The sequence below is a fragment of the Streptomyces sp. NPDC002845 genome (genome assembly GCF_053591955.1).
Genome location: NZ_JBSFUU010000253.1, coordinates 1 through 1,208, shown reverse-complemented (window position 1 = coordinate 1,208; position 1,208 = coordinate 1). Strand labels below are relative to the sequence as shown.

Annotated in this window: 1 protein-coding gene; it reads right to left on the bottom strand. The window is 70.4% G+C overall.

All coding sequences use genetic code 11. The annotated features are described in order from the left end of the window. Positions 1-173: 173 nt before the first annotated feature. A partial coding sequence (gene tnpC / locus ACWD3C_RS48700) for an IS66 family transposase (RefSeq protein ID WP_451155283.1) occupies positions 174-1,208 on the bottom strand: 1,035 nt, incomplete at its 5' end.

Below are 1,208 nucleotides of genomic sequence, written 5' to 3'. Positions count from 1 at the left end.
GCGGGGTGCTGGCAAACCTCGCAGCCACCGGCGTCGACCACCTCGTCAAGGTCGCCAAGCACGGCCTGAAGCTGATCCAGTACCGCCCGCACCTCATCGACGGCTGCCTCACCGAGACCGGCCTGACCATTGGTCCGACCCAAACGTGACCTTGCTACCTCACGCATTAAAGATCAGTAGCGGTCCTGGAAACCGGCCAGCGTCTCGGCGTCCAGGGCGTCGTGCCCGGTGGCCACGGCGTCGGCGACCGCGTCCTTCGCCTCAACCAGGACATCGATCATCGCCTGGGCCCAGGCGGGGTCATGGCGGGTGTCCTCGGTCACGGCGATGAGTTCGCGCAGCACGTGCGCCCCGCACAGGGCCTGGGTGTCGCCGTAGATCGTGTAGGAGGCCAGGGCGTCGGTGACCAGGGTGCCGGTGAAGCCGGGCAGGACGCCGAGGTCGTCCATGGCCGCCCGGCCGCGCTGGTGGTGGATGCCGTAGAAGGTGACCAGGTGGGTGCACATCACGTGCAGCCAGTGCAGCTTCCCCGCGACCCGTACCCCGGACTCGTCCGCGTGCGCGACCGGCACGGTGGCCAGGTGGTCCTTGACCTGGGCCTCGAAGGATTCGAGCCCGTCGTGGGCGCGAGCCAGGACGGACAGGACGGTGCCGGTGGAGACCGGCAGGCTGAACAGGCAGTCCATGGCCTCGGCGAGGCGTTTGGCCGGCAGGTGCTGATAGACCGACAGGTAGGCGATCGCGGCCCGGACACCGGGTCCGTACACGGCGGCCGCCGTGAGCAGGTCCGGAGCCGTCGCCGTGGTGGTGTACCCGCATCCGCACACCGCCCGGTGCAGCCGGTGCTCGGTCACCTGCGGGCGGATCTCGGGCAGATCGAAGACCTGCCGGGCCCGGAAGCCCGAACCCGACGCGTCGGACAGACCGCCGCCGCAGCCGCCGCACGCGGCCGGATGATGATCGACTATGACGTCCGGGTCGGTGACCTGCTCCAGTCGGCCACCGGGATCGCCCTTGGCCCGGCCCGGCCGACGCCCCGACGCCTTGCGCAGCGACTTCGGTGCGGGCCTCTTGCCCAGCCCGTCACTGGACGGCGGCTTGGAGGAGTTGCGCGAATCAGCGGCCAGCCGCCGCTTCAACTCCGCGATCTCGGCGTCCTGCTCGACGATCCGCGCTTCAAGTCGCTCAATCGTCGCGGCCTGCGCGGC